Annotated in this window: 1 protein-coding gene; it reads left to right on the top strand. The window is 37.0% G+C overall.

Annotated elements, in window-relative coordinates; genetic code table 11:
• Nucleotides 1–99 precede the first annotated feature (99 nt).
• Nucleotides 100–591 carry a rod shape-determining protein gene (locus HCZ11_RS19525; protein ID WP_175580524.1) on the top strand — a complete coding sequence of 164 codons (492 nt, stop codon included), beginning with the start codon at nt 100–102 and terminating at the stop codon, nt 589–591.
• Nucleotides 592–665 lie beyond the last annotated feature (74 nt).

The raw sequence follows: 665 nt of genomic DNA, 5'->3' as shown, positions 1-665 counted from the left end.
GGACGCAAAAAGCATGGCTTGCGCTCATTCTTCGCTTAATTATAGCCATGCATTTTACGCCTCTTAAACGGGTGTTAAGTGGCTCGGAGATCCAAAGTTTTGTTCACATTTATAAGAAGCCTTTTTTCACATGATTTACTTTTTGAATTAAGTGAAAACAAACTTTCTATCAGAACTTTTTCTTCCAACTTGTCTTTTGAAACTGAGCCTTACATTGCTATAGAAAGCACTAAAAAAGGTGAAATAGTAAAAGCTATTGGATCGGAAGCTAAATCTCTTTCTTCTCCGAATGTTCGGGTACTTAACCCCTTTAAACACAATAGGTCATTTGTTGCCGACTTTATGTGTGCTGAAAAGATATTGCAGCATGGTATGTACACATTGCATAAATCAATAATTAAACCTTCACCTCGCGTTATTGTGCATCAATTAGAAAAAACCGAAGGTGGACTGACAGATATAGAAGAAAGAGTCCTAAGAGAATTAGCTATTGGAGCTGGTGCTCGTGAAGTAGTTGTATATTTAGGATCCAAAATCAATACTAATGTTGAAGATTTTGATACAGTAAAGTCAAGAGTATCAGCCACTTAACAAGTTACTCAAAAGGACGCAAAATGCTTGGCTTGTGCTCCTTCGTCGCTAAGTTTAGCCAAGCTACATTTTGC

The sequence above is a fragment of the Pseudoalteromonas sp. HF66 genome, assembly GCF_011806445.1.
GTDB lineage: Bacteria > Pseudomonadota > Gammaproteobacteria > Enterobacterales > Alteromonadaceae > Pseudoalteromonas > Pseudoalteromonas apostichopi.
Note: the sequence above shows the minus strand (reverse complement) of the source record. Positions and strands in the feature narration are given on the sequence as shown.